This window comes from Streptomyces sp. MBT53 (genome assembly GCF_016654115.1).
GTDB lineage: Bacteria > Actinomycetota > Actinomycetes > Streptomycetales > Streptomycetaceae > Streptomyces.
The window spans coordinates 40,425-62,741 of record NZ_JAEQAZ010000002.1 but is presented as its reverse complement, the minus strand read 5'-3'; the positions used below and the strand labels follow the sequence as shown (position 1 = coordinate 62,741).

At 72.0% G+C, this 22,317-nt stretch carries 22 protein-coding genes; 10 read left to right on the top strand and 12 right to left on the bottom strand.

Features of this window, described 5'->3' with window-relative positions:
• Positions 1-114 precede the first annotated feature (114 nt).
• Entirely contained in the window at positions 115-1,350 is a 1,236-nt protein-coding gene (locus tag JHN45_RS01345; protein WP_201047648.1) for a glycosyltransferase, read from the top strand.
• Positions 1,351-1,466: 116 nt separating this feature from the next.
• The gene (gene helR, locus JHN45_RS01340) at positions 1,467-3,641 is read left to right on the top strand and encodes an RNA polymerase recycling motor ATPase HelR (protein WP_201047647.1); all 2,175 of its coding nucleotides are present in this window, start codon (positions 1,467-1,469) and stop codon (positions 3,639-3,641) included.
• Positions 3,642-3,704: 63 nt separating this feature from the next.
• Here the strand turns inward: helR and JHN45_RS01335 are convergent, their stop codons facing one another.
• From JHN45_RS01335 to JHN45_RS01320, 4 genes are all read right to left on the bottom strand, one after another.
• Positions 3,705-4,445 (bottom strand): GntR family transcriptional regulator, encoded by a 741-nt coding sequence (locus JHN45_RS01335; protein ID WP_200708736.1) that lies wholly within the window; start codon positions 4,443-4,445, stop codon positions 3,705-3,707.
• Positions 4,446-4,599: 154 nt separating this feature from the next.
• Positions 4,600-5,766: a serine hydrolase gene (locus JHN45_RS01330; protein ID WP_201047646.1), complete on the bottom strand. Its 1,167-nt coding sequence runs from the start codon at positions 5,764-5,766 to the stop codon at positions 4,600-4,602.
• Positions 5,767-5,864: 98 nt separating this feature from the next.
• Entirely contained in the window at positions 5,865-6,269 is a 405-nt protein-coding gene (locus tag JHN45_RS01325) for a nuclear transport factor 2 family protein (RefSeq protein ID WP_201047645.1), read from the bottom strand.
• Between the two features lie 17 nt (positions 6,270-6,286).
• On the bottom strand, positions 6,287-7,255 hold the full coding sequence (locus JHN45_RS01320; RefSeq protein ID WP_201047644.1) for an acetylxylan esterase: 969 nt from the start codon (positions 7,253-7,255) through the stop codon (positions 6,287-6,289).
• A 103-nt stretch (positions 7,256-7,358) separates the two neighbouring features.
• Between JHN45_RS01320 and JHN45_RS01315 the strand changes: the two genes are divergently transcribed.
• Positions 7,359-8,717 carry an 8-oxoguanine deaminase gene (locus tag JHN45_RS01315; protein WP_201047643.1) on the top strand — a complete coding sequence of 453 codons (1,359 nt, stop codon included), beginning with the start codon at positions 7,359-7,361 and terminating at the stop codon, positions 8,715-8,717.
• A 92-nt stretch (positions 8,718-8,809) separates the two neighbouring features.
• Here JHN45_RS01315 and JHN45_RS01310 read toward each other — a convergent pair whose 3' ends face one another.
• From JHN45_RS01310 to JHN45_RS01300, 3 genes are all read right to left on the bottom strand, one after another.
• On the bottom strand, positions 8,810-9,463 hold the full coding sequence (locus tag JHN45_RS01310) for a hypothetical protein (RefSeq protein ID WP_236583059.1): 654 nt from the start codon (positions 9,461-9,463) through the stop codon (positions 8,810-8,812).
• 90 nt (positions 9,464-9,553) lie between these two features.
• A complete protein-coding gene (locus tag JHN45_RS01305; protein WP_201047642.1) occupies positions 9,554-10,309 on the bottom strand; it encodes a ferredoxin reductase in 756 nt (251 codons plus the stop codon).
• A complete protein-coding gene (locus JHN45_RS01300; protein WP_201047641.1) occupies positions 10,302-10,907 on the bottom strand; it encodes a sulfite oxidase-like oxidoreductase in 606 nt (201 codons plus the stop codon). Before JHN45_RS01300 ends, JHN45_RS01305 begins: the two co-directional genes overlap by 8 nt.
• A gap of 226 nt (positions 10,908-11,133) precedes the next feature.
• On the opposite strand from JHN45_RS01300, the gene JHN45_RS01295 reads away from it, so the two are divergent.
• Positions 11,134-12,060 (top strand): NADP-dependent oxidoreductase, encoded by a 927-nt coding sequence (locus JHN45_RS01295; RefSeq protein ID WP_201047640.1) that lies wholly within the window; start codon positions 11,134-11,136, stop codon positions 12,058-12,060.
• Positions 12,057-12,779, top strand: a complete 723-nt coding sequence (locus JHN45_RS01290) for a GNAT family N-acetyltransferase (protein WP_201047639.1) — start codon at positions 12,057-12,059, stop codon at positions 12,777-12,779. Before JHN45_RS01295 ends, JHN45_RS01290 begins: the two co-directional genes overlap by 4 nt.
• 10 nt (positions 12,780-12,789) lie before the next feature.
• Here JHN45_RS01290 and JHN45_RS01285 read toward each other — a convergent pair whose 3' ends face one another.
• Positions 12,790-13,194: a MarR family winged helix-turn-helix transcriptional regulator gene (locus tag JHN45_RS01285; RefSeq protein WP_234467481.1), complete on the bottom strand. Its 405-nt coding sequence runs from the start codon at positions 13,192-13,194 to the stop codon at positions 12,790-12,792.
• 283 nt (positions 13,195-13,477) lie between these two features.
• Between JHN45_RS01285 and JHN45_RS01280 the strand changes: the two genes are divergently transcribed.
• The gene (locus JHN45_RS01280; protein ID WP_201047638.1) at positions 13,478-14,281 is read left to right on the top strand and encodes a putative protein N(5)-glutamine methyltransferase; all 804 of its coding nucleotides are present in this window, start codon (positions 13,478-13,480) and stop codon (positions 14,279-14,281) included.
• Here JHN45_RS01280 and JHN45_RS01275 read toward each other — a convergent pair.
• A complete protein-coding gene (locus JHN45_RS01275; RefSeq protein WP_201047637.1) occupies positions 14,271-15,005 on the bottom strand; it encodes a hypothetical protein in 735 nt (244 codons plus the stop codon). The genes JHN45_RS01280 and JHN45_RS01275 overlap by 11 nt on opposite strands.
• Positions 15,006-15,212: 207 nt before the next feature.
• Here JHN45_RS01275 and JHN45_RS01270 point away from each other — a divergent pair, with 207 nt between their 5' ends.
• Both JHN45_RS01270 and JHN45_RS01265 read left to right on the top strand, forming a co-directional pair.
• Entirely contained in the window at positions 15,213-17,228 is a 2,016-nt protein-coding gene (locus JHN45_RS01270; protein ID WP_201047636.1) for an NADPH-dependent 2,4-dienoyl-CoA reductase, read from the top strand.
• 22 nt (positions 17,229-17,250) lie between these two features.
• Complete coding sequence (locus JHN45_RS01265; RefSeq protein WP_201047635.1) at positions 17,251-17,787, top strand: PadR family transcriptional regulator; 537 nt, start codon at positions 17,251-17,253, stop codon at positions 17,785-17,787.
• Positions 17,788-17,853: 66 nt separating this feature from the next.
• Here JHN45_RS01265 and JHN45_RS01260 read toward each other — a convergent pair whose 3' ends face one another.
• Both JHN45_RS01260 and JHN45_RS01255 read right to left on the bottom strand, forming a co-directional pair.
• On the bottom strand, positions 17,854-18,399 hold the full coding sequence (locus tag JHN45_RS01260) for a hypothetical protein (RefSeq protein WP_200708722.1): 546 nt from the start codon (positions 18,397-18,399) through the stop codon (positions 17,854-17,856).
• 164 nt (positions 18,400-18,563) lie between these two features.
• Complete coding sequence (locus JHN45_RS01255; protein WP_201047634.1) at positions 18,564-19,559, bottom strand: fibronectin type III domain-containing protein; 996 nt, start codon at positions 19,557-19,559, stop codon at positions 18,564-18,566.
• 393 nt (positions 19,560-19,952) lie between these two features.
• Here JHN45_RS01255 and JHN45_RS01250 point away from each other — a divergent pair, with 393 nt between their 5' ends.
• Entirely contained in the window at positions 19,953-20,696 is a 744-nt protein-coding gene (locus JHN45_RS01250; protein WP_201047633.1) for a glycoside hydrolase family 75 protein, read from the top strand.
• 32 nt (positions 20,697-20,728) lie between these two features.
• Here the strand turns inward: JHN45_RS01250 and JHN45_RS01245 are convergent, their stop codons facing one another.
• Entirely contained in the window at positions 20,729-21,490 is a 762-nt protein-coding gene (locus tag JHN45_RS01245; RefSeq protein ID WP_200708719.1) for an SDR family NAD(P)-dependent oxidoreductase, read from the bottom strand.
• Positions 21,491-21,633: 143 nt separating this feature from the next.
• On the opposite strand from JHN45_RS01245, the gene JHN45_RS01240 reads away from it, so the two are divergent.
• A complete protein-coding gene (locus JHN45_RS01240; RefSeq protein WP_201047632.1) occupies positions 21,634-22,272 on the top strand; it encodes a TetR/AcrR family transcriptional regulator in 639 nt (212 codons plus the stop codon).
• Positions 22,273-22,317: the final 45 nt, after the last annotated feature.

Genomic DNA, 22,317 nt, shown 5'->3' with positions numbered 1-22,317 from the left:
CCACTCCTCTTCCCTTCTTAACGTATAGCGCACCGGGGGGCTTGCGGCAAGGCCCCCGTCGTACCGCAGAATGTCCGGCCTGAGGGCATGACCTGCGGAAATGGGAGTCGCGGAATGCGTGTGCTGTTGACGACGTGGGGATCGCGCGGGGATGTCGAACCCGTCGCGGGACTCGCGGCCCGACTGCTGGAACTCGGCGCGGAGGTGAGCGTGGCCGCGCCGCCGGACGAGGAGTTCGTGGAGCTGCTGGACCGGGCCGGGGTGCCGCTGCTGCCGCTCGGGCCGTCGGTGCGCTCGGTGGTGACCGGGGCGAAGCCGCCGACGGCGGCGACCGCGTTCCGGCTCGCGCCCGAGCTGGTGGCCGCCCGGTACGAGACGCTGCTGCCGGCGGCCGAGGGGTGCGATGTGCTGCTGGCGAGCGGTCTGATGCCGACCGGTGCCCGCTCGGTGGCCGAGAAACTGGGCATCCGCTATGTGTTCGCCTGCTTCCACACGGCCGGGCTGCCGTCGTCGAAGTACCGGCCGATGTCGCGGCCCGGCCACCAGTCCTCGGCGGAGGAGACCGACATCAAGGTGCTGTGGGAGGAGGACGCCCAGCGGGTGAACGCCCTGTACCGCGAGGCGGAGAACCGGCACCGGGCGGCGATCGGCCTGCCGCCGGTCGACAACGTCCGCGACCACGCGTTCACCGAGCGGCCGTGGCTGGCAGCGGACCCGGACCTGTTCCCGTGGCAGGACCAGACGGATCTCGACCTGGTGGTGACCGGACCGTGGATCCTGCCCGACGAACGCCCGCTCCCCGCGGATCTGGAGGCGTTCCTGAAGGCGGGCGAGCCGCCGGTGTACGTGGGCTTCGGCAGCATGGCCCTACGTACCTCGCCGGATGTCGGCAGGGACGCCATCGCGGCGGTGCGGGCGAAGGGCCGCCGGGTCGTCCTCGGCCGTGGCTGGGCGCAACTGGCCGCCGTCGACGACCGGGACGACTGCTTCGTGGTGGGTGAGGTCAATCACCAGGCGCTGTTCGGGCGGGTGGCAGCCGTCGTACACCACGGTGGGGCGGGCACCACGACGGCGGCCACCATGTCCGGCGCGCCCCAGGTGGTCGTGCCGCAGATCGTGGACCAGCCATACTGGGCGGCACGGGTGGCCGAGCTGGGCATCGGCGTCGCACACGACGGTCCGACACCGACCTACGACTCCCTGTCGGCCGCGCTCACCACCGTCCTGGCCCCCGAGATCCGGGACCGGGCACGGACTGTGGCCGGCCTGCTCCGCACCGACGGGACGACAGTGGCCGCGAAGATGCTCCTCGACCCGGCCGGCGGGGAAAGGCCGCCCACGCGCGCGTGAACCGGCCGAACCCCGCACACGAGAAGCCGAACCCCGAACACGAGAACCCGTACGCACCGGTCCCCACGGCCTGCCGCCCGCACGGCCGTGAGCGACCTCAGAACGGAATTGATGCCGTGAACCCCCTGACCACCAGCGCCTTCGACCTCCCCGACCGGCTCTCCGCCAAGGCCGCCCCGGCGCTGATCGCCGGTGACGAGCAGCACTTCGTGGCGATCGCGGAGTGCCTCGACCAGTCGATCGCGGAACTGACCGAGCAGCTCGACGCCGAGCGCAGGGCGCCCGGTGGCATCGGCCGGGCGGCGATGGACCGGGACACGGAGATCCACCGGCTCACCACACGGCTGCGGACCCTACGACGCTTCGGCCTGGACCTGTGTCTCGGCCACATGGTCGATGCCAACACATCCGAGCCCGTCTACATCGGGCGGCTCGGTCTCACGGACAGCACGGGCCGACGGCTGCTGCTGGACTGGCGGTCCCCGGCGGCCGAGCCGTTCTTCGGCGCCACCCACGCCAACCCGATGGGGCTGGCGAGCCGCCGCAGTTACCGCTGGACGCGCGGTCGGATCAGCGACTACTGGGACGAGGTGTTCACGGCGGACGGCTTCGTCGGGCACGCCGCGCTCGACGACCAGTCCGCGTTCATCGCGAGCCTCGGCGGCAACCGCTCGGGCCGGATGCGCGATGTGCTCGGCACCATCCAGGCCGACCAGGACGCCATCATCCGCGCGGGATCACGCGGTGCGCTCGTCGTCGACGGTGGTCCCGGCACCGGCAAGACCGTCGTCGCCCTGCACCGCTCCGCCTACCTCCTGTACTCCGACCCGCGCCTGGGTCATCGCAGGGGCGGTGTCCTGTTCGTCGGTCCGCACCGGCCCTACCTGGACTACGTCGCCGACGTCCTCCCCAGCCTCGGCGAGGAGGGCGTGCAGACCTGCATCCTGCGGGACCTCGTGGCGGAGGGGGCGGCTGCGGGCATCGAGGCCGATCCGGAGGTGGCCCGGCTGAAGTCGTCCGTGGAACTGGTGCGGGCGATCGAACCCGCCGTCCGGTTCTACGAGGAGCCGCCCACCAAGGGCATGAACGTCACCACCCACTGGTCCGACATCTGGCTCAGCGCGGAGGACTGGGCCGTGGCGTTCGAGGCGGCCGAACCCGGCACCCCGCACAACGAGGGACGCGAGCAGGTCTGGCAGGAACTGCTCACCATCCTGGTCGAGAAGCACGAGGACACCACCCCCGCCCAGGACGGCGCGGTCACCCCCGCCCTGCTCCGCAAGTCGCTGCGCCAGAACCGCGAACTGCTCACCGCCTTCAACCGCGCATGGCCGCTGCTCGAAGCGGCCGACCTGGTAGGGGACTTGTGGACGGTGTCGGCCTATCTGCGCAAGTGCGCCCCCTCGTTGAGCCGCGAGGACGTCCAGCGGTTGCAGCGCGCGGACGCCCAGGCCTGGACGGTGTCCGACCTGCCGCTGCTCGACGCGGCGCGACAGCGGCTCGGCGACCCGGAGTCGGCGCGCCGCAAGCGCCGGCAGGAAGCGGCCGTAGCCGCTGAACACGCTCGTCGTACCGACGTCATCGACAGCCTGCTGCAGAACGTCGAGATCGACGAGAGCGAGGGCGCGATGGGGATGCTGCACGGACAGGATCTGCGCGACGCCCTGATCGACGAGGCGGCCCAGCCCGGCATCGAACCGGACCTGCTCGCCGGGCCGTTCGCGCACATCGTCGTGGACGAGGCCCAGGAACTCACCGACGCGGAATGGCAGATGCTGCTGCTGCGCTGCCCGTCCCGCAGTTTCACCGTCGTCGGTGACCGCGCCCAGGCCCGGCACGGCTTCACCGAGTCGTGGCAGGAGCGGCTGAAGCGGATCGGGCTCGACCGGATCAACTTGGCGTCCCTGACCATCAATTACCGCACCCCGGAAGAGATCATGACGGAGGCCGAGCCGGTCATCCGTGCGGTCCTCCCGGACGCCAACGTACCGACCTCGATCCGCGGCAGCGGCATCCCCGTCGGCCACGGACCCGTCTCGGACCTGGAGTCGGTCCTCGACACCTGGCTCGCCGCACACACCGAGGGGATCGCCTGTGTGATCGGGGACCCCGCCTTCCGGGCGACTTCGCGTGTCCGGTCGCTGACTCCCGAGCTGTCCAAGGGACTTGAGTTCGACCTGGTCGTGCTCGTCGACCCGGAGAAGTTCGGCGAGGGCATCGAAGGGGCCGTCGACCACTATGTGGCGATGACCCGGGCGACTCAGCAGCTCGTCGTGCTGACGAGCGCGTAACGCTGGTCGGCGCGCGGCGAGTTCGGGACCGGGTCCGCCGCGCGCCATGTTCCGCCCCGGGGTTCAGTCCGCCGACGGAACCGTGAACTCGTAGATCAGAGCGTCCTGTTGGGCCTCCACCACCAGATCGGTTATCTCCAGCGGGCGCGCGTACTGGTCGTGCACGCGGCGGGTCACCCGCACCGAGGGCGCGTTCGGGACCTGGGTGATGGCGTCCCGGTGGTGCAGGGTCAGACCGGCCCGGCGCATCCAGTCGTAGGCGCGCCGGAGTTGGGCGGAGGCGGAGCCGTCGGCGCGGTCGCGGTAGCGGGCGAGTTCCTCCACCTCGGCCAGCGCCACCGCCGAGAAGGACGTGACGGCCGTGCGCAGTCCGCTGCCGTCGGCCGCCGCGGACGCGTAGCGGTGCACCAGGGTCGGGCGGTGCGGGGCGATCCGCAGGGCCTCGGCGTGCTCGGGCGGGGGCGTCTCCCAGGTCACCGAGGTCCGGTCGAAGCCGGTCGGGTCGGTGCTGCGGGCGCCGACCGGGAAGGTGAGGGAGGACGGGGTCTCGACGGGCAGACCGGGCAGTGTGGCGTGGCTGCCACGCCGGTCGGTGGCGACCAGGCCGTCCCGGCGCAGCACCTCCAGCGCCTGGCGTACGGTCTCCCGGCTGACCTGGAAGTGTTCGGCCAACTGCCGCTCGCCGGGCAGGCGTTCACCTGGGGGGATGGTGCCGTCGTGGAGTTCGGCGAGCAGTTCGGTGGCGACCTTGCCGTAGAGGGGCTGGTCGTCGGCGGTCGGGTGGTGGGGGGTGGTGCGGGCCATGCCGCGCCTCCTGAGGGTGACAAGACTGAGGGCAGAACTGGTGACGAAACGTAGCCGTGCGGGCTCGTTGCGCGACCAGATCTAGCATTGGTCTAAACCACCAGGGAAGAGCGGCAGGGCAGTTAGGCCGAAACCGACCCGCGCCGATCACTCCTCACAGCGCCCCGTACAGGGCGTCGATCAGCGCCGACTTCCTTGGGTCGTCGGCGATATGAGGCCCCATGCGGTTCATCACGTAGCCCAGCGACACCCCGGCGTCCGGGTCGGCGAGACCGCAGGAGCCGCCGAACCCGTCGTGTCCGAAAGCCCTCGGGTCGGGACCGTACGAGCCGTTCGGGCCGCTGAGCCACAGGCCGAGCCCGATCTCCGTCTCGTGCGCGAAGCCCGCGCCCAGCACCAGGTCACGGCAGCTGCCCTGGCCCTCGCGCACCCGCTCGGCCGCCTCGGGGGAGAGGACGCGGTGGCCGCCGTAGGAGCCGCGTCCGGCGAAGACGCCGTAGAGCGCGGCGACCGCACGCGCGGTGCCGTGGCCGTTCGCCGCCGGGATCTCCGCCGCGCGCCACTCCGGGGTGTTGGCCTCGGCCGCGCCCGCGATCGGGTTGGTCAGCGCGGCGATGGCGGCGGGTGCCAACTGGCTGAAGATCGCGGCCTGTTCACTGCTCGACGCGACGGGCGGATGCACCAGCTCGGCCGCCCGGCCCGCCTCCTTCTCCGGCAGTCCGATGGTGAAGTCGATCCCGAGCGGGCCGGTGACCTCCCGCTCCAGGAACGCCCCCGGGAGCAACCCCGAGACGCGGCGCACGACTTCGCCGACGAGGAAGCCGTAGGTGAGCGCGTGGTACCCGGACCGCGTCCCCGGCTCCCACCAGGGCTCCATGGCGGCGAGCCGCTGGGTCGTCAACTCCCAGTCGTAGAGCTGCGCGAGGGAGTGCGGCTCGCGCAGGCCGGCCAGTCCCGCGCGGTGCGAGAGCAGGTGTCGTACGAGAATGTCCTCCTTGCCGGCGGCTGCGAACTCCGGCCAGTACGTGGCCACTCGGGCGTCGAGGTCGAGCAGGCCCCGGTCGGCGAGGATGTGGGCGCACAGGGCCACCGGGCCCTTGGTCGTGGACCAGACGTTGACCAGCGTGTCCCGCTCCCAGGGGCGGGTCCGTGCCGCGTCGGCCCAGCCGCCCCACAGGTCGACCACAGTCTCGCCGTCGAGGGTGACGGTCACGGCGGCGCCCAGCTCGTCGCGGTCCCGGAAGTTCTCCTCGAACGCCGTGCGGACCGCCGTGAAGCGGGGGTCGCAGTGGCCGTCGATGGCTGGCTGGTGCTCGGACATGGTGCCTCCGTGGTCCGCCGTGGCTCCGGGCCGCGACGCTGCGACCCGGACCCCCTGAACATACCGACTGGTCGGACTGGGTGGAAGGTGTCGTACGTTCAGTCGAGGAACAGCGTGCCCGAAGGCTCCCGGTGACCCGGTTCCGTGTGCCAGTAGTCGCGGGTCTCCACGGCCAGCCCGGCCGCGTCGAAGCGCACGAAGACGCAGCCGGCGAGCGTGGACGGCTCACCGTCCTCCTCGGCCAGGACCCTGAACTCGGCTACTGCGACGCCGTGTTGCCCGACGACCGGCGCCGAGAACCGCACGTCGCCCACCCGCTCCGCCGCGAACGACCAGCGCAGATACGCGGCCAACTCGGCCCGCCCCCGGTGCGGTTCGCGGAACGGCATCGAGCGGTGGACGCAGTCCTCGGCATACAGCTCCAGCAGCGCGTCCACGTCGTGCTCCGCCCAGGCGCGGGTCCAGACGCGCACGAACCGCCCGGCGGCCTCGTCGGTGGCCATGTCCATAGGGGCGCCTCTCAGACGTACGACCGCAGCCAGTCCAGCTTGGCCGCCTCCTGGTAAGGGCCGCCGCCCTCATGGTCGTTGAAGTCGTAGACCTCGATCTTCTTGTCCTCGTGCGCCCAGGCGTTGAACGCGGCGAACACGGTCGAGGGCGGGCAGGTCTCGTCCTCCAGGCCGGTCGAGAAGAGGGCCGGGGCGCGGCCACGGGCCGCGAAATGGACGCCGTCGAAGTACGAGAGCGTGCGCAGCACCTCCTCGGTGCGGCCACGATGGGTCTTCAGGTAGTTGCCGATCTCCCGGTACGGGTCGCGGTTCGTGAGGGTCACCGCGCGCGGGTAGTCGCACAGGAACGGCACGTCCGGCGCGATCCCGGCCAGGTCGCCGACCAGCCCGCCCACGGCGACGGTGATGCCGCCGCCCTGGCTGGCGCCGAGGGCCACCGTGCGCGCGGGGTCGACCGACGGGTGCGAGCGGGCCGCCTCCACGGCACGCACCCCGTCCGTGAACACCCGGCGGTAGTAGTAGTTCTCGGGGGCGTCGATGCCCCGGGTCATGAAGCCGGGGTACGCGGGCGCCCCGCCCACCGGGTCCGGGGTGCCACCGCCGCCGCCCCACGCGCTGCCCTGACCGCGCGTGTCCATGATGAAGTGCGCGCGGCCGGTCGACGCCCACAGCAGGTTCTCGTGCGGGAGCCCCCGCCCGCCGCCGTATCCGACGAACTCCACGACCAGCGGCAGGGGTCGGTCCGCGTCGGCCGGTAGCCGCAGCCAGCCCTTCACGGGGTGACCGCCGAACCCGGCGAACGTCACGTCGTACACCCGAACCGTGGACAGCCCCGTGTCGACCTCCTCGAAGCGGGCGTCGAGATCGTGCTCGCGGGCCTCCTGGAGGGTCTTGGACCAGAAGGCGTCGAAGTCCTCAGGCTCGGCGGACTCGCTGCGGTACTCACGGAGTTCGCCGAGCGGAAGGTCGAACAGGGCCATCGATGACCACCTTTGCGAAGGGTGAGCGCGGAAGATCACACCGTACGTGTGACATCGGAGGACTCGCCAGACTCGTGCCGCGCCACGCGCCTACCATGGCGGCATGTCGTCAGCCGTGGATCTGCTGGTCAAGGACGCCCAACTGCTCGTCGTGGACGGGGATCGGGAGATCCCGGGCGGCTGGGTCGCCGTCACGGGTGGTCGGGTCACCGCCGTCGGTGCGGGAGGGGCCGAGCCCGAAGCCGCTACGACCGTCTCGGCCGCCGGGCGGCTCGTCACCCCGGGCCTGATCAACACCCATCACCACATCTACCAGAACCTCACCCGCTCCTACGCGCCCGCCGTCAACGGCACCCTCTTCGACTGGCTGACCACGCTCTACCCGCTGTGGGCGAGCCTCGACGAGGAGGCCGCGTACGTGTCGGCGTACGTCGGTATGGCGGAACTCCTCATGGGCGGCTGCACCACATCCTCCGACCACCTCTATGTGCATCCGCGCCCCTACCTGGTCGACGCCGAGATCCGCGCCGCCCGCGACATCGGCTTCCGGTTCCACGCGACCCGCGGTTCGATGACGCGGTCGGTGGAGGACGGGGGACTGCCGCCGAGAAGCGTCACCCAGAGCACGGACGAGGTGCTCGCCGACAGCGAGCGGCTCATCAAGGCTCACCACGACCCGGCACCGGGCGCGCTGATCCGGGTCGCGCTCGCGCCCTGCTCGCCGTTCTCGGTCACCAAGGACGTGATGACGGCGACCGCGGAACTCGCCGAACGGTACGACGTACGGCTGCACACCCACCTCGCCGAGGACCGGGACGAGGACACGTACTGCCTGGAGACCTACGGCTGCCGGCCCGTCGAGTACTTCGAGGACACCGGGTGGATGAGCGACCGCACCTGGGTCGCGCACTGCATCTACCCGAACGACGACGAACTGCGCCGCCTCGCCGCCGCCGGTGTCGGTGTGGCGCACTGCCCCAGCTCCAACATGCTCATCGGCGGCGGCACGGCCCGGGTGAAGGAGATGCGCGAACTCGGCCTGCCCGTCGGCATCGGCTGCGACGGCTCGGCTTCGACCGACCACGCCTCACTCTGGATGGAGACCCGGGGTGCGCTGTTGCTGGGCCGCTATCGGGGCGGACCCGGTGCGATGACCGCGCGCGACGCCCTCGACATCGCGACCCGCGGCTCGGCGCGCTGCCTGGGCCGTGCCGACGAACTGGGGCACCTGCGGCCGGGCGCGTGTGCCGACCTGGTCGTCTGGGACCTGCACGAAGTCGCCCTGGCCGGCGCGCTGAGCGACCCCGTCGAGGCGTGGCTGCGCTGCGGACCGGCGCGGGCGTGGACCACGGTCGTGGGTGGGCGGGTCCTGGTCGACCGCGGTGAACCGGCGCTGCCCGCGCTGGGAGATGTGCTGCGGGACCACGGGCGGGTCGCACGGCGGATGCAGCGGGGGGTGTAGCGGCCGTACATGTGCGGGTCCCACAGGGCAGGGGGTGTGGCGGCGGTCCATGTGCGGCGGCCACACGGCACCCCCGTTTCGTGGCTCTCGCGTCACGCCCGCCGTCGGGTCCACTGCGGTTCGGTGAGTGCCCAGTCCCGTTCCCACTCGGCCAGCCGGTGGCGCAGCGCGACCCGTCGGGTCACCGTCGACGCGAGCAGCACCAGTCCGACCACACCGCCCGTGGCCCACATGCCGACCGTCAACGTGTGCTGCCAGACGGCCACTTCACCCGGCGGCGGTGCCACACTGCGGCCCTTGGCGTCGAACCACACGCTCACCACGTCACCGCGCCTCGTCCCCGCGGGAACCGTGGCCGCGGCCGTACGCGTCCCCTTGCCCGGTTCCGTCCAGCGCACCGCCACCAGGAAGCTGTTCGGGCGGCTGCCCTCCACGGCGGGGAGTCCGGCGGGCGGGGCGCCGATCACCTCCGCGCGGACGCGGTGACGGTCGGCTCGCGCGGTCGCGGCGACGGTCCGGGCCTGGTCGTGCGCCCACAGACCCGCGGCGGCCCCGGCCAGGGGCGCGCAGACGAACAGCAGGACGGTGACGGCAACCGCCGTCCACGTCTCCACGACGTCCGACCGGCGCCGCAGCGGATTGTGCCGCCTGCGCCGACTCCGTACCCGGTTCCGCACGTCGACCTCCTCGCCGTCACCGGTGTCGAGGAGCGCGAGGATCCCGCTGTCCCGACACCGCGCACGCATGCGAGCGTCCACACAGCAGTCGTACCCCCTCCGGGGCACTTCCCTCAACCGGAGCCGAGGAGATCGGCAGGCGCGGCGGGCGGGACGGCCTCAGCCGAAGCGTTCGATCCGGATGCGGTCCACCGGCTGGCCCGCCTCGACCAGCAGCCGGGACGCATGCTCGGCGAATCCGTTGGAGCCGCACACATAGGCCTCCCACCCACCAGGAGGCTGTTCGGCCAGGAGCGGCGCCACATGTGCCGCGGCCATACGTCCCACCGGCACACCCGGTGGCGCGCTGCGCGTGAACACGGCCGTGGTCTCGGCGTCGTACTCCCGCGCGTAGATCAACTCCTCGGGACTGCGCGCCGACACCACCAGCCGCAGTGGCACGGACAGCCGCCGCGCCCGGTGCTGCCGGAGCATCGACATCAGCGGTACGACCCCGGAACCCGCGCCCAGCAGCAGCGCGGGCCGGTCGCCCGGCCAGGCGAAGAAGCCGCTCAGCGGGCCGCGCACCTCGACCTGGTCCCCGGGCGCGGCCACCGTGTGGAACCAGCCGGACACCTCGCCGCCCTCGACATGGTCGAGGGTCAGTTCCACATGCCCGGTGTCGTCCGGGTGCGAGGCGATCGAGTAGTGGCGCTGCGCCACATAGCCGTCCTCGGCGCGCAGTCGCAGCATCAGGTGCTGGCCCGCCAGATGGCCGCTCCAGCCGGGCACCGCGAACCGGAACGTGGAGGCGTGCGGGGTCTCCCGACGGATCTCGGTGAGCGTGGCGGTCTGCCACACGGCGGCGGCCCGGTTGCTCACGGCGATCCGTCCCGGCACCGCGAACTTGGTCGTGGGGGCGAAGGTGTCAGTCACCGGAGTACCGCTGTTCCTCCCAGGGGTTGCCCCGGGCGTGATAGCCGTTCTGTTCCCAGAAGCCCGGCTCGTCGTGGTCCAGGAGACGCAGGCCGGCGATCCACTTGGCGCTCTTCCAGAAGTACAGGTGCGGCACCAGCAGCCGGGCGGGGCCGCCGTGCTCGGCGGGCAGCGGCTTCCCGTCGTACTCCCAGGCGATCCAGGCCCGTCCGCCGGTGACATCGGAGAGCGGGAGGTTCGTGGTGTACCCGGTGTGCGAATAGGCGACCACATGTGTGGCGGACATATGGGGCCGCACCACATTGAGGAACGCGTCCAGGGAGACGCCCCCGAACCGCACCCCGAACTTCGACCAGCTCGTCACACAGTGGATGTCACCCTCGTAGGCCGACGCGGGCAGTTCATGGGCCTGCGTCCAGTTCCAGGTGCGCGGCGCCTCGACCAGTCCGTCGACGCGGAACGTCCAGTCGGCGGGCGCCAGGTCGGGGGTGACCTCGGCGGACAGGACGGGCCAGTCGTCGCCGGCGTCGTACTGGCCGGGCGGCAGGCCGGCGTCGGGGACGCGGGGGCGTCCGGTGAAGCCTCGGGTGACGTGCATACGGGTGGAGCCTCCAGGTCGCTGCGGCGCGGGTCCGCCGGGCGAGCGTGATCAGTGGTTTCTCGTTTCAACCGTACGCGTCCACCGGGTATGCCCAGGTCCGAGGGGTACCGCCGATCATTGCGGCCGTATGAACTCTCCGGGCTCCGGGGAATAGCCGCCCGGCGGGCGACCTTGGTCCTGAGTGTCGGCGATGTGGTGACTGCGAAGGAGAGTGAGGGAGCAGATGCCGAAGGCATACGTCTTCACGCGTTACGGGGGACCTGAAACGGAGGCGCTCGCAGAGGTCGACCGGCCGAGTCCCGGTCCCGGTGAAGTCCTTGTCGCGGTGCGCGTGGCCGGGGTGAACCCGGTCGACTGGAAGCTGCGCACCGGCTACCGGCGGCCCGGCGAGAGCGACACCCGCACGTTCCCCGCGGTCTTCGGCAACGAGGTCTCCGGCGTCGTCGAGGAGATCGGCGCGGGCGTGGACGGCATCGCCGTCGGCGACGAGGTCTTCGGCAACACGGTGGCCGGCGGCTACGCCCAGTACGCCCTGCTCCCCGCGACCATCACCGCGCACAAGCCCGCCGAACTGTCCTTCGCGGACGCCGCCACTCTCCCCGTCGCGGCCGCCACCGCCTACGACGGCGTCCGCCAGCTCGACCTGCCCGCCGGCGCGACCGTACTGGTCACCGGCGCGGGCGGCGGCGTCGGCTCCGCGGCCCTGCAGATCGCGCGGGCCCTCGGACTGCGTGCCGTGGGCGTGGCGAGCGAGGGCAAGAAGGACTTCGTGGAGTCGCTGGGCGCGGTCCACGTCGCGTCCGGACCCGACCTGGCCGTACGGGTGCGGGCGGTCGCCCCGGACGGCGTCGACGGCGTCTACGACCTCGTCGGCGGCGAGGTGCTCGCCGAGGCCGCGACCCTCCTCACCGACCGCACGAAGCTGGTCACCGCCGGGGCCCCCGCCCCCGAGGTCGAGAAGCTCGGCGGCGCCCGGGTCCAGCGGGCCCGCGGCACGGCCGTCCTCGACGCGGTCGCGCGGCTCGTGGTGGGCGGCGAGCTGGATCCGCACGTGACGCGGACCTTCCCACTGGATCGGGCGGGCGAGGCCCTGCGTACCGTCGAGGACGGTCACGCGCGCGGCAAGATCGTGATCGAGGTCACCGCATGAGCACGTCCGACGAACGCGTCCTCGACAACCCCGCCCGCGCCGCCCTCACCGGCCCGCACGCACACTTCGCCGAGCGGCGCGGCCGGGTCCTGCGCTACCCGGTCGACGTGACCCCGTGGCTGGCCCTGCCCGACGAGCCCGACGCCGACGACTGGGCGGATGTCGCCGCGCTCGCCGGGCCCGGCGCGGAGATCCCGCTGCTGGGCTTCCGGGGCCGGGTCCCGGACGACTGGGAGATCACCTTCGACATCGACGGCGTGCAGATGGTGGACGACGGGATGACCGCCGCACCGGACCCCGAGGCGATCGTCCTCGGTCCGGCCGACGTCCCCGAGATGCTCGATCTGGTGGAGCGGACAAAGCCCGGCCCCTTCCTGCCCCGAACCGTGGAACTCGGCACCTACCTGGGCATCCGCCGCGAGGGTGCCCTCGTCGCCATGGCGGGTGAGCGTCTTCACCCGCCCGGCTGGACCGAGATCAGCGCCGTCTGCACCGACCCCGCCGTCCGTGGCGAGGGACTCGCGAGCCGTCTGATCCGGGCCGTCGCCCATGGCATCCGCGAACGCGGCGAGACCCCGTTCCTGCACACCGGCGCGGGCAACGCCACCGCGATACGGCTGTACGAGTCCCTCGGCTTCCGGCTGCGCCTTCACACCGCGTTCCTCGCGGCACGGGCGCCGGAGCACCTGACCGAGACCCGGGCCGTCGGGGTGTCGTAGGACCGGCTCCTCAGTTCTCCTCGGCGGGAGCCTCGCCCGACCACGCGTTGTAGCGCTCCAGATAGCCGGCGAACCGCTGCAGATCCTCCTCCGGCCAGTCCGCCAGCCGCTCACGGAAGGCGGCCTGGCGGTTCTCGGTGACCTGGGCGAGGATCCGGCGGCCGGCGTCGGTCAGATGCAGGACCTGGACGCGATGGTCCTCGGGATCGGGACGCCGTTCGATGAGGCCGGCGCGCTCCAGGGCGGCGACCTGGCGGCTGACCGTGGACTTGTCCAGGGCGTAGTGCGCGGCCAGGTCGGTGGCCCGGCGGCCGTCGCGCTCCTCCAGATGACTGAGCAGGGTGTACGACACCAGGGACAGCTCGGGATGCAGCCGTCCCGCCGAGGCCCGGGCGCGCCGCGCGAAGGCCGTCATCTCGCGCTGGATGGTCTCCACGGCCCGGTCCGCTCGCACTGCGTCTCCTTCGCTCTCCTGGTTGCACAGTACAACTCGGTGCGGAGCCCGGCTCCTCGCAGGCCGTGTGCTTCGGGTACTGTTGCCCTCCGTCGCGGACGGCCGTGACCCTGAACTCCTGGGAGGTGAGACCCATTTCCGCTGTGTCATGCCGGGTGCTCTCACCTCAGGACAGCTCGGCTCACCGGTAGCAGGTGACCGCGAGAGCGCCCTTCGGCCACCTTCCGAAAGGCTCTCGGCTTCCATGCCTTCTCCTTCCCCCGTTTCTCCCGCCTCCGTCGTCGCCGCGCTCCGTGCCGCGGGCTGTGTCTTCGCCGAGGACGAGGCGCGGCTGATCCTCTCCGCCGCCCGGACCCCGGACGAGGTCGCCGCCATGGTGGACCGCCGCGTCGCGGGCCTCCCTCTCGAACTCGTCGTCGGCCACGCCGAGTTCAGGGGTCTGCACATCACCGTGGAACCCGGTGTGTTCGTGCCCCGCCGCCGTACCGAGTTCCTCGTCGAGCAGGCCCTCGCCCAGGCGCCGGACGCGTCCGTCGTCGTGGACCTGTGCTGCGGTTCCGGCGCGGTCGGCGCGGCCCTCGCCGCCGCCCTCGGCCGGGTCGAACTGCACGCCGCCGACATCGACCCCGCCGCCACGCGCTGCGCCCGCCGCAATGTCGCCGCCTTCGGCGGGCACGTCCACACGGGCGACCTGTTCGCCGCGCTGCCCGGCGAACTGCGCGGACGCGTCGACATCCTCGCGGCCAACGTGCCCTACGTCCCCAGCGACGAGGTCGGCTTTCTGCCCGCGGAGGCCCGTGAACATGAGCCGCTGGTCGCCCTCGACGGCGGCGCGGACGGCCTCGACATACTCCGCGAGGTCGCCGCGGGCGCACCGGACTGGCTCGCCCCCGGCGGCTGTCTGCTCGTCGAGACCAGCGAGCGTCAACTCCCGTCAGCGGTCGAGGCGTTCAGGGACGCGGGCCTTGAGACGCGGTCGGCCTACTCCGAGGAGTTGTACGCCAACGTCGTGATCGGTGTCGGGCCGGCGGGCGCGGTCAGGTCGTAGCGCCGCTGCCGGACGGGCTGGGTGAAGGCGCACCGCTCGGGCCGCCGCGTCCCCACGGGCCGTGGCCGCCCTTGAACCCGTCCGGTCCGCCCTGGCCCTTGCGGTCGAAGGCGCCCGTGAAGGCCCGGTCGGCGGTCCTGGTGCCGCTGTCGGAGCGGGTGCCGATCAGGGAGGCGGTGTCGCCCTTCTTGAGGGCGGCGGAGTTCTGGGCCGTGGCGTCGGAACTCACGGTCCAGGTCCACGACGTTCCGTCGTCGCTCTTGACGGTGACCTGGTCGCCGTCGACCTTCGTGACCGTTCCGCGCTGCCAGATCCGTACGACCCACTTGCCGGTGGAGTCGTCCTTGACCGTCGCCTCGCCGTGCACGGCCTTGCCGCCGACGCCGAACCCGAACCACATGCCGCCCCCGTGCCGGAAGCCGGGCCCGCCGGGCGACGGCGAGCCGGACGGCGCGGGGGACCCGGTCGCGGCGGGAATCGCGTCGCTGCCCGAACCTCCGGAGGTCGCCGCGTAGGCGACGCTGCCGCCCAGTGCGAGCACGCCCACGGTGACCGCGGCGATGACAGCCCGGGCCCGCTTCGAACGCTGCCGCCACAGCCGGTCCAGACCGTGCTCCCGCTCGGCCCCGCCGGGTCCGCTGAGCACCTCCCACTCGGGTGCGTGGTCCGGCATCGGCGGTATCGCCCCGGCGCTGTGGTCGTCGTGTTCAGGGTCGTGCGTCACGGCTCGCTCCCTCGGCCCGGGCGTCCGGCATCCCGCGGCACGCCTCCCTGTGATTCTCGACTCCCCCCGATAAGGAACGGGTAACGGCTCCCTGTGAATCTCCCTGTGAATCCGGTGACCGGCCCGCCCGAGCCTTTGTGCAACTAGTTGCACAAACCTCGCCCCGTCCTCTACAAAAGAGGCACGACACCGCGCACGGAGGGCCCGATGAGCCGTTACCCCCACCTGCTGAACCCCCTCGACCTGGGCTTCACCACACTGCCCAACCGGGTCCTCATGGGCTCCATGCACATAGGCCTGGAAGAGGCCGAGCGTGGTTTCGAGCGCATGGCGGAGTTCTACGCGGCCCGCGCGCGGGGCGGTGTCGGCCTGATCGTCACCGGCGGCATCGCGCCCAACGAGGCCGGTCGGCCCTACGAGGGCGGCGCCAAGCTGACCACCGACGCCGAGGCCGCGCAGCACGCCGGGATCACCGCCGCCGTGCACCGCGAGGGCGGCCGGATCGCCATGCAGATCCTGCACTTCGGGCGGTACGCCTACCACCAGGACCTCGTTGCGCCGAGTGCTGTGCAGGCGCCGATAAGCCCCTTCGCGCCCCGCGCGCTCACCGACGCCGAGGTCGAGCAGACCATCGAGGACTACGTCCGCACGGCCCGCCTCGCCCGGCAGGCCGGTTACGACGGCGTCGAGATCATGGGCTCCGAGGGCTACCTCATCAACGAGTTCATCGCCGCTCAGACCAACCACCGCGACGACCGCTGGGGCGGCTCCTACGAGAACCGCGTGCGCTTCCCCGTCGAGATCGTGCGCCGGGTGCGCGAGGCGGTCGGCGAGGACTTCATCATCGTCTACCGACTGTCCATGCTGGACCTCGTACCCGGCGGCTCCACACTCGACGAAGTCATCATCCTGGCCAAGGCAGTTGAGGCAGCCGGGGCCACCATCATCAACACCGGCATCGGCTGGCACGAGGCCCGCATCCCCACCATCGCGACCTCGGTGCCGCGCGGCGCGTACACCTGGGTCACCAAGAAGCTGATGGGTGCGGTGTCCGTCCCCCTCGTGACCACCAACCGCATCAACACCCCTGAACTGGCAGAGCAGTTGCTCGCCGACGGGTACGCCGACATGGTCTCCATGGCCCGCCCGATGCTCGCCGACCCGGACTTCGTCGCCAAGGCCGCCGCCGGCCGCTCCGACGCCATCAACACCTGCATCGGCTGCAACCAGGCCTGCCTCGACCACACCTTCAGCGGGAAGATCACCTCCTGCCTGGTCAACCCGCGCGCCTGCCACGAGACCGAACTCGTCCTGGCCCCAACGCGGTTGCGCAAACGTGTCGCGGTCGTCGGCGCGGGCCCGGCCGGACTCGCGTGCGCGGTCTCCGCCGCCGAACGCGGCCACCAGGTCACGCTGTACGACGCCGCGAGCGAGATCGGCGGCCAGCTCAACGTCGCCCGACAGGTCCCGGGCAAGCAGGAGTTCGACGAGACGCTCCGCTACTTCCGCACCCGGCTCGACGAGCACGGCGTGGACGTACGCCTCAACACCCCTGTGGAGGCAGGTGACTTGGCGGACCACGACGAGGTGGTCGTCGCCACCGGCGTCACCCCGCGCACCCCCGACATCCCCGGCGTCGACCACCCCAGCGTCGTCGGCTACCTCGACGTCCTGCGCGACCGCGTCCCCGTCGGCGAGCGCGTCGCGATCCTCGGCGCGGGCGGCATCGGCTTCGACGTCGCCGAGTTCCTCACGGACGGCGGCGACAAGGCGAGCGAGGACCCGGAGACGTACTTCCGCGCCTGGGGCGTCGACATGGACTACGCGGCACCCGGCGGCCTCGCCGCACCCGAGCGGCCCGCCCCGCCGCGCACCGTCCACCTCCTCCAGCGCAAGGAGACCAAGGTCGGCGCCGGACTCGGCAAGACCACCGGCTGGATCCACCGCGCCGAACTCAAGCACCGGGGCGTCACCATGGTCCCGGGCGTCCGCTACGACCTGATCGACGACGCCGGACTGCATGTCACCGTGGGCGAGGAGAGCACGGTCCTCGCCGTCGACACGATCGTGCTGTGCACCGGACAGGACCCGCGCCGCGACCTCTACGACCAACTGGCCGCCGCCGGACGCAGCGTGCACCTGATCGGCGGCGCCGACGTGGCCGCCGAACTGGACGCCAAACGGGCCATCAAACAGGGCACCGAGGTCGCCGCCGCACTCTGAGAGCCGTCCCTAGGATGACCCCATGTCACTCCCGCACGCGATCCTCACCGCCCTTCTGGAGAAGCCGTCCTCAGGGCTTGAGCTGACCCGGCGCTTCGACAAGTCGATCGGCTACTTCTGGTCCGCCACGCATCAGCAGATCTATCGCGAGCTGGGAAAACTGGAGGCCGAGGGCCAGATCAGGGCGCTCACGCCCGAGCAGCCGGCCCGCGGCCAGAAGAAGAGCTACGAGGTGCTGCCCGCGGGCCGTGCCGAACTGGCCCGCTGGACCGCGTCCGCCCAGGACCCCAAGCCGCTGCGCGACACGATGCTGCTGCGACTGCGCGCGGCGGCGGTGGTCGGCACGGACGGCATCGAGGCCGACCTGCGCCGCCATCTCGACCTGCACCGGCGGCAGTTGGCGGAGTACGAGGAGATCGAGAAGCACGACTTCCCGCCGGACCGGGACAGCCCCCAGGACCGGCTGCGGCATCTCGTGCTGCGCGCGGGCATCGACCTGGAGACCTTCTGGACACAGTGGCTCACGCACGCGATCGAGGAGTTCGCCGAGTTGCCGTAGGACATGGACATGGGGGAGGGGCCGCCCGATGGCCGGGCGACCCCTCGACCGTGGACGTGGGGACGGTCAGAGTCGGTAGGGCTTCGCGCGTCTGCGCAGGAACCAGGCCGTCGCGATGACGCCGGTGCCCACCAGGCCCGCGCCGACTCCCAGGGTGAGCGGGCCGTAGTCCTTCGTGGCCCCGCCGAGTCCGCCCATGACACCGCGCGAGGGCGAGGCCGTGGCGGTGACCCTGGGGGTCGCGGCGGCGGAGACGATCACGGTCTGGGTGCCTGCGGGCGTAGTGGCGTTCTGGCACATGACGATGACGGTGTAGGTGCCCGGTGTGACGTTCGTCCAGGCGGTGGACTGGCTGACGGTGGTGCCCGCCAGGGTCGCCTTCCGCCCCTCGGCGAAGCTCGCCTGACTGCTGGTGAGCAGTGAACCGGTGCCCCAGACGCCCGTGGTGCGGTTCTGGGAACACGAGCTGGTCGTGACCGAGACGGTGGTCCCGGTCGTGCTCACGGAGATCCCCGAAGCCGCACCGGCCGGGCCGGCGGTCAGGGCGAGGGGAAGAGCGGCGGCGGCTGTCACGGTCAGGCCGGAGCGGAGTAGTAGCTGAGAAGTGCGCATGGGACTGCCCTCCAACGGCACGGTTGGCGGAACATCCCTTGCGCCGCCGGGATCGGGAAACGGCCGTGCTGCCTCCAAGGAGCCAACGCGCCCCCGGCCCGTCCCGCACCCGGACGGCGACCGGGCAGGTGACGGATTCCTTCGTCCGGCTCAGGGTGTGGCTCCTACGGCGCGGTCTCGCCCGTCGTCACCGTCCGCTCCGCCGAGAACCCTCCCCACGTACCGTCGGGCAGCCGTGCCCTGAGCCGCACCCGGTGGCTGTCCCCGGCCTCCCGGCCCACGTAGAAGCTGTACGTCGCCCGGTCGCGTGGCGCGGTCCCGCCCCAGACCAGCGAGGTGGCCGGCTGTCCGTCGAGGTAGATCTGGTACTCCGTGACCACCCCGTCGGTGCTGGGCGGCACCCAGGACAGGTCGATGTAGTACGCCCCGTCGTCGCCCCGGTGTGTCGTCGCGCCGAAGTCCGTGGGGGCGGTGCCCCGCCCGTCGTCGCTGCCCGGTGCCGTGGTCAGCGGGACGGCCGTACTCGCGGGCGAGAGGTTGTCGGCGGCGTCCCGGGCCCGCACGGTGAAGGAGTAGCGCGTGCTGGGCCGCAACCCCGTGACCACGGTCGCCGTCTGTGCGCCGCCCACACTGTGGATCTTCGTCCCGCCCTGGTAGATGTCGTACGACACCACACTCCGGTCGTCCTTGGAGCCGCCCCAGGACAGCTGGACCGCCCGGCTGCCGATGACCCGGCCCTGCGGTGCGCTCGGGCGGGTGGGCGCCGAGTGGTCCGCCGCGACGGCGACCGGTGTCCGCGCCTTCACCTCGCGGCTGCGCGGTCCCAGGCGGCCGTCGGTGTCCCGGGCCCGCACGGTGAAGGCGTACACGGTCGCGGGCTTGAGCCTGGTGACGTCCACCATGTGCTCGGAACCCGGTACTTCCTTCACCTTCGTGGTGCCCCGATATATCTCGTAGGTGCCGACGGCCGGGCTCGCCGTCACCGCGTCCCACATGACGTGCACGCTGGTCGCACTCCCCGCCGCGGCCGTGACGCCGACCGGGGCACCGGGCGCGTGGCCGTCTCCGTCACCACCCGTGCCGCAGGAGGCGAGCAGCAGGAGCGCGGCACAGGTGAGGGCGGCACGGGGGAGTGTGAGGGTGGCCCGGACGCGTCGCACGATTCTGCCTCCCCGGCATTGCACGGGCATCACACGAGCTGAAAGGTCCGGACCAATATGGCGTGGGTGGGGCGATCGCATCAAGAGGGGCGCCGTTGAAGATCCGTCGCGAACGTTACGTATGCTGAGGTACTCACGGCTGAACTCGCCCCTGTGAGTGGGGAGTTCATGCCGGTGGCGCGGACCGCTGTCGTCGCTGATCCCGCGCCGGCGCGGGTGGTCGGGCGGCCGGGGCCGACATGGGCTCGGGCCCCCGGCCCCCGTCGGGAGCGACCCGGAGTCGCCGGGATTCTCGGGCGTGCACCGTCCGGCCCCCTATCAGTGGCCGCATGATCGGACCGGTACCAGGGTGGGCTGAGTGTCCGCCAGATCCCCCAGGAGAGGGTCCTCATCGTGCGTGTCCAGACGCTGACGCTGGTCGCGGCCGGCGCCGCCCTGCTCGCCCCGACCATGCTGCCCGCCTCACCCGCCGCATTCGCCCGACCCCAAGCGGGGCCGACGGCGCTGCGCGAGGGCGACGTCGCGGCGGCCGACCTGCTGGCCAAGGTGCGTGACTGCGCACCCGTCTCGCGCGGCCGGTACCGCACCGACGACGGGGAACCCGCGTCGATCCCGGTCTGCGGCACCAAGGAGGCCGTCTACTGGAAGGCCGACATGGACATCGACTGCGACGGCCAGGCCGGTACCCGCTGCAACTCTCGCACCGACCCGCTCTTCTCGGCCATGACGGCCTACCAGCAGTCCGACGGCCGCTATCTGGACGCCGAGCGGCTCCCGTACATCGTGGTCCCCACCCCCAGCACCCTCTGGAATCACCGGGACCACGGGATCGGCGGCGGTTCGGTCGCGGCCGTCGTCTACCGGGACCGGGTGCAGTACGCCGTCGTAGGAGACGTCGGCCCGCACGACATCATCGGCGAGGCGTCGTACGCCACGGCCAAGGCCCTCGGCATCCGCGCCGATCCGCGCGGCGGCGGGACGGACACCGGGGTCACCTACATCGTGTTCAAGGACTCCCGGGTGAAGCCCATCGAGGACCACGCCGCCGCCGTGGAGAAGGGGCAGCGGCTGGCCCGGCTGTTCGTAGGGCGAACCGAGGCGACAGGGGGAGGCACGGTCGAGCGCCCGGAGTCGTAGCGCGCCGCCCGTCGAGTCCTCCGGAGGGGGCGTCAGACCGCCGACCAGCCGTCGTCGACCGGCAGGATCACTCCGTTGATGTTGCTCGCCGCGTCCGAGGCGAGGAACACGATCGCGGCGGCCTGCTCCTCGGGCTGGGCCACGCGGCCGACGTTGACGAAGTGCGGGCCGAGCGCCGCCGGGCCGAGGGCGGTCCGGTCGGCGTCCACGGAGATGTTGGTCGCCGTACCGCCCGGGGCGATGGCGTTGGCGCGGATGCCCTGCTTGCGGTACATCACCGCGAGGGACTTGGTGAGGCCGACGACCCCGTGCTTGGAGGCCGTGTAGGCGGCGCCCGCCGCGCTGCCGCGGAAGCCGGCCTCCGAGGCGGTGTTCACGATCGCGCCCCGGCCCGCGGCCAGCATGTGCGGCAGTACGGCCCGGGTGAGCAGGAAGGGCGCGGTCAGATTGACCCGGATGACCCGCTCCCACTCCGCGTCGGCCACGTCCGCCAGCGCCGACATACGGTCCATGATCCCGGCGTTGTTCACCAGCACGTCGACCCCGCCGAACCGCTCCACGGTGGTCGCGGTCACCTCGTCGACGACGGCCTGCTCGCTGAGGTCGCCCGTGACGGCGACAGCCGTACCGCCCGCCTGTTCGATCTCCTTGACGACGGCCTCGGCGCCGTCGGCGTTCAGATCGGCCACCACGACCTTGGCGCCCTCCGCGGCGAAGGCGAGCGCGGCGGCGCGCCCGATGCCCGAACCCGCTCCGGTGACGATGACGCTGCGTCCGTCGAGTCCACTGGTCATGACGTGCTCCTGTTCGTCGTGCGAGGCCTCTGGGCCCGTTGTGCACTCACCATACGACTTAATGTCTGCGAGTGACATAAAGTCCGCGGGCGGGTCATGGTGCAGAATCCCGGAAGGTCACGACCGCAGCTGGAGGGGAACTGATGAGCGCATCCAGCGGACGCACGGGACGACCGCCGCTCACCGAGGCGCGCAAGGCCGAGTTCCGGCTGGAGATCGCCCGGGCGGCAGTGGAACTGTTCGTCGCCCAGGGTGTGGCGGCGACCACCGGCGAGCAGATCGGCCAGGCGGTCGGCATCTCGGCGCGGACCGTGTGGCGCTACTTCCCGAGCAAGGAGAGCTGCGTACGACCGCTGTTCTCGGCCGGTATCGACGTCATCGCCGCCCGGCTGCGGGAGTGGCCGCCCGGCCTCCCCCTCCAGGACCTGTTCGCCCCGGAACTCGCGACCGACCTGCTCGCCGCGACCGGCCCCGACGGCGCCACCGGCAGCGCCCTGGTACGCCTCACCCGCACCGAACCGGGCCTGCGCGCGATCTGGCTCCAGACCTACGACGAGGCGGAACCGGCGTTCGCCCGCGCCCTGGCGGACCGCGCCGGCCTGCCCGCCGGTGACCTGCGCCCCATGATCCAGGCGGCGATGCTCAACGCGGCACTGCGCGCGGCGGTCGAACGGTTCGCGTGGAGCCCGCCCGGAACCGCGACACACGCGGCGACGGGAGATGCCGAGGTGGCGGAGACGCTGCGCGCGGTGCTGGCCATCGCGGCGGAAGGCGTTTCGTGACCCTCGTGACGTAGGAGGGGGTTTCGGGGCGGGCCCCGCGACAGA